The 4,701-nt window shown below is 45.9% G+C and carries 5 protein-coding genes and 1 tRNA gene; 2 read left to right on the top strand and 4 right to left on the bottom strand.

Going from position 1 to position 4,701, the window contains the following annotated elements:
- Window positions 1–457: 457 nt before the first annotated feature.
- Window positions 458–1,567 (bottom strand): Ppx/GppA phosphatase family protein, encoded by a 1,110-nt coding sequence (locus tag Q0241_RS09410; protein ID WP_299376535.1) that lies wholly within the window; start codon window positions 1,565–1,567, stop codon window positions 458–460.
- A 247-nt stretch (window positions 1,568–1,814) separates the two neighbouring features.
- On the opposite strand from Q0241_RS09410, the gene Q0241_RS09405 reads away from it, so the two are divergent.
- Window positions 1,815–1,888 (top strand) — tRNA-Gln (locus tag Q0241_RS09405).
- Window positions 1,889–2,147: 259 nt separating this feature from the next.
- A complete protein-coding gene (locus Q0241_RS09400; RefSeq protein ID WP_299376532.1) occupies window positions 2,148–2,705 on the top strand; it encodes a Bro-N domain-containing protein in 558 nt (185 codons plus the stop codon).
- Window positions 2,706–2,710: 5 nt separating this feature from the next.
- On the opposite strand, the gene Q0241_RS09395 is transcribed toward Q0241_RS09400, so the two are convergent.
- From Q0241_RS09395 to Q0241_RS09385, 3 genes are all read right to left on the bottom strand, one after another.
- A complete protein-coding gene (locus Q0241_RS09395) occupies window positions 2,711–3,775 on the bottom strand; it encodes a tyrosine-type recombinase/integrase (RefSeq protein WP_299376529.1) in 1,065 nt (354 codons plus the stop codon).
- A gap of 12 nt (window positions 3,776–3,787) precedes the next feature.
- Window positions 3,788–3,967, bottom strand: a complete 180-nt coding sequence (locus Q0241_RS09390) for a hypothetical protein (protein WP_299376526.1) — start codon at window positions 3,965–3,967, stop codon at window positions 3,788–3,790.
- 61 nt (window positions 3,968–4,028) lie between these two features.
- Entirely contained in the window at window positions 4,029–4,550 is a 522-nt protein-coding gene (locus tag Q0241_RS09385; RefSeq protein ID WP_299376523.1) for a hypothetical protein, read from the bottom strand.
- Window positions 4,551–4,701: the final 151 nt, after the last annotated feature.

Raw genomic sequence — 4,701 nt, 5'->3', positions numbered from 1 at the left:
TTGGCTTCCTGAACATAGGGATCGTTGAGTTGACGGTTCAACCAGCGCGCAGAAGAGTTCGAACGCCGAGCCGCAGTTTTCACACGGACTTTCAGCCCCCGCCCCGAAGGGTTACTGCTTGGGCGCGAGCCACCTTTTTTGGATTTACCTGAAGAGCTCATTCTTCCGCTTTCTGACACATGATCACAGGATCAAAAGACAATAGTATACGACACACCAGACTTATTGGCGTTCCATTTCTTAACAGGGCTATACATCAGGACTGATAAAATCTCAAATGTCTCATCACCAGCCCAGAAATAAAATTATCACACAACAAGGCCCAGAGTATCTGTTTGACCTTAAAATCCAGAGTATCAATTTGATCTTAAAATAAAGAATAGAAGATATTCTGTTAAAAGACGGCCCGAGGAAGAGACGTCCCGAACGCACCATCCCCCAATAGAACCGAAAGGGCTTAACCTTCGCTAATCAACTTATAGAGAATACCTTCGCGCAGGCCCCTGTCAGCAACGCGTAGTTGCGCAACAGGCCAAAGCTTGGCCAAGGCTTCAAAAATAGCGCAGCCCGCAACCACCAAATCGGCGCGCTGACTACCTATGCAGGGGTTTGCCACCCGTTGTGCATAGGTCATGCTAGCAATCTTGTGGCAGAGGCCAATAGCGGTATCACAATTGATCAGGGTACCATCAACCCGATTGCGGTCATAACGTGGAAGCTTTTTATACACCCCGACAAGCGTCGTCACCGTGCCGGATGTTCCCAAGAGTTGCAACTTTCCATCGCGGACCCGTTGGGCAAAACCGTGTTTTTTCTCAAAAATCAGGAAGTCATCATAGATTTCCTGAACCATCTGTTGATAAATTTCCGCCGTGATATCCCGGCCACCGTATTTCTCGGCAAGGGTCACAACCCCTTTGGAAACCGAATACCAGTCTTCCATGATAGGACTTGGCATAATTGGGGCCGGCATAACAGGTTTGGGCACATCAGATTTAGATGCCGTCGCTTTCGCATTATCTGGCGCGTTCGTTTTATCTGGCGAGGATTCTTTATCCCCTAGACGAATCCAGCTGACCTCGGTACTGCCCCCGCCGATATCAAAGATTAAAGCTTCGGGCAGGTCAGGGTTTAGCAAAGGTGCACAACCCATAATGGCCAACGATGCTTCTTCCGAGTTATCGATAATTTCCAGATCCAACCCGGTTTCCTGCTTGACCCGCTTGATAAAATCATCCCCGTTAGCCGCCCGCCGACAGGCCTCGGTCGCAACACAACGCAACTTTGTCACACCACGACGTTTGAGTTTACTGGTACAGATCTTAAGCGCAGAAAGCGTACGGCGCATGGCCTCTTCCGACAGTTTACCTGTCTGGCTCAGCCCTTCGCCCAAACGGACAATGCGGGAAAAGGTATCAAGAACACGAAAATTTTTACGGCTGGAACGCGCAATCAACAGGCGACAGTTATTTGTCCCCAAATCTATTGCGGCGTAAACATTGTTATCCGCCCGTTTTGCCGCCTTTTTAGACAAGGCTTTTTTACGGGCCTGCGAAGTAACCGTCAAAAATTTTGCTCCTGATACAACCGGACAACAATCCGGTACTCCCTTCTTACGAATTCATCGGGGCAAAAATCAACATCTATTCACCACCAAGGCCCGAAAAGTGCCTCAAAAGCAAAAAAACACCTCAAGAAGCAAAAATGTGTTGTAAGATTTGTACCAAGGGACTATACGAAGCCCCGCAAGTCACCGTTATCAGCATATCTGGCTTAGAGTGATCCGCCAGAATATTTAAAACGCTGAACCCTGATCCGGGATAGTTTAACGGTAGAACTAAGGACTCTGACTCCTTCAGTCCAGGTTCGAATCCTGGTCCCGGATCCATTTCACACATAAATACTCATACAAATCAACAGCATAACCCCTATTCTGTCCCACGCAGAAACAGGTCGTGGGACACATTGGATACTTTTGGCTTATTTATCTGGTCAAATATCACGTTGATAATATCACCCAGAAGAAACGGTTTAACGCTTCTAATGATATGCTGTATAATTTCGGTATGAATGCTTAAAGGGTACCCATACTACGGGGATCCTTTAACAAAGACATATTTAGCTATCATTTATACTGGGGATGCGACATGGATACTATGTATGGGATAATCTCAAATTACTTTGAAAATCAAGGACATGTAAGATCAATCATTATCGAAGGTGAGCCTTGGTTCATTGCAAAAGATGTTTGCCAAATACTTGACATCAACAATTCACGCCAAGCCCTGACCAGATTGGATGACGATGAAAAGGGTGTCACTATTAATGACACCCTTGGTGGGCGACAAGAAATGTCCATTATCAATGAATCTGGTCTTTATTCCTTGATCTTCACATCGACAAAACCAGAAGCTAAATATTTCAGGAAATGGGTAACGTCTGAGGTTCTTCCTTCGCTTCGACGCAAGGGCACTTATAGCCTGAATAAAGTAAGTCCCAGCATTCGCCTTAAAACATATCCAGAGATATTAAATCTTATAGCTGAACTAAATCGTGAGACAGATAGAGATAAATGGGATCTAAAATACGATTACCTAGATAAACTGTGTGCTGGAATTGGAGAAGATACGCCGAGCTTTACTCGGTTAGGCGGTGTTCCTGATGAAAAAGGGCAGAAGTATTCACATTTGAAGCTGGTTGAATAAACCAGCTACCAATCCATATTTTCTAACGTTTGCATTGCGTCGGTGGCTAGCTTCCATCGCTCGTCGTCTTTTGTGTATATCTCAGATGTTTTTGATCTGCTGTGGCCGTGAATGGACATGATCTGGTATTGGCTGCATCCTTCTTCAGCTAACAGGTTACCAGCTGCTTTGCGGATACCATGGCTGGATAAATGCGGTAATCCGGCCTCGATGCACCAGTCCTGAAAGTTTGAGCCAAAGGAATCAGGCGTTGCAAAGGGCTTTCCGTAATCCGTTAGCAAGTATGTTTTGCCCAGTATTTCGGCTTTTCTGGTTGCCTTGATCAAAGGCGGCAGCATAGGAATTTCAACATAAGGCGAATTAGCTTTTGCTGGTTGCCAACCAATCCCCTTAACCCCTGCCCTTTCAAATTCGTTATCTCGCCCCAGCAGAACGACGTCACTAATACGACAGGCTGTAAACATAAAGATTGTAAGGGCAAGATGGGCTTTGGTACCAAAAGGATGCTTCTCCCTAAATATTTTTAAATCTTCGACAGTCCAGGGAATAGCCCCGCCTTTTCCTTTATCGATGTAACTAATCCCGATTGCGGGGTTAAAATCAAGAATTCCGTACTCTACTGCCCATTTGTACATAGACTTGATTGACTTCACCAAAGCATCAGCCGCAGCCGGGGTACTCGCTTTTTTATCCCTGATCTTGATAATTTCCGACGTAGGCATCCGCATGGAATATTCGCCGCAATCTTCCCGCAAAAATTCTAATGCATATTTCTTTTGTTTGAATGTCTTCGGTGAACAAGCCCCTGCTTCAACTTGGACTTCCAGATGTTCCAGATATTTATGCGTGAGCCAGTTTACAGAACCACGAATAGCCCGATCGGATGGCTTGGCTTCTGGTTTAATTTCGATGCCGGCTCTGGCCGCATGATAGTGTTCAGAGAAATCTTTGTGATCAAGCTCTACATAAATGCGAATACGTCTGTTTGGATCACCTTCTACCCTCACACGGATACGGTGATTTCCTGATGGAAGTTTTTCAACAATCAACCCGGGAAGGTTTACACGCAAAGATCGTATCCTTTACCAATCTTTGGGCTTGGCTTCTTTCACCAGTTTTACCTCCTGTTCACCATCAGATGCGTAAATAATCCGCACTTCTGATGATGTCATGACGCATTCATTCACAGTCAGCCCACTTTTTATGGAAGCCCTTAAAGCCCGGCGCATATCAGCTTCGGTAACTGTCACACGTTTAGACATTAATAGTTCACTCCCCCGTTAATAGAATAAAACCAGAAAAGAACAGTTTTTACAATTTCCATCACACTGCCACCCTCATGTTTTCGATTAGGAGGTAATCGCGGCGACGGAGTTCTTTGATCATTTTCGGGGCCATACGTTCGGCGGAATGGGCCATGCCGTCGATCATTTTGGCGTTGGATCCCTTTTCTGCGATTGGGGTGATCATGTTGACAGCATCAAGAATATTGTCTGACAGGTCACCGCCTTCTTCCAATAACTGCTGGCACATATAGACTAACAGGATCAAAGCATATCCGGTTTTCCGTTTTACCAAGGGTCGTTGAAATAACTCTTTGTAATCTCGTTGCAAGGAAACATAAGCCCGGCCTGATTTCACAATGGCTTTACGTTCTTGCCTGATGCGCTCCAGTGCATCGCGAAGAACAGGCACAGATTTAGAGAGTTCATCCCGTTCTGAAATGCTTTCAGGATGATGTAACCCGTATTCGCTGTCTGTCAGGATCAAATCGACCACCCGTTCCAGTGTGTAGGGAAGGAATGCCAACTGGCGGAGGCGTTTGTCAGAGAGATGTTTTGCCATTAGCTGGATCCTCCTTATATGCTTTCGTTCCTTCCGCAGCGTCGCGCCAGTGATAGCTGATTTTGATCTTATCGATCTCGGCGGACGATGGGCCGCTTTCGATAATATGCCGCAGCTCTTCCAAATCATTCATACGCCAGATCGGGGTGTA

The organism is uncultured Kiloniella sp. (assembly GCF_937128705.1).
GTDB lineage: Bacteria > Pseudomonadota > Alphaproteobacteria > Kiloniellales > Kiloniellaceae > Kiloniella.
Note: the sequence above shows the minus strand (reverse complement) of the source record. Positions and strands in the feature narration are given on the sequence as shown.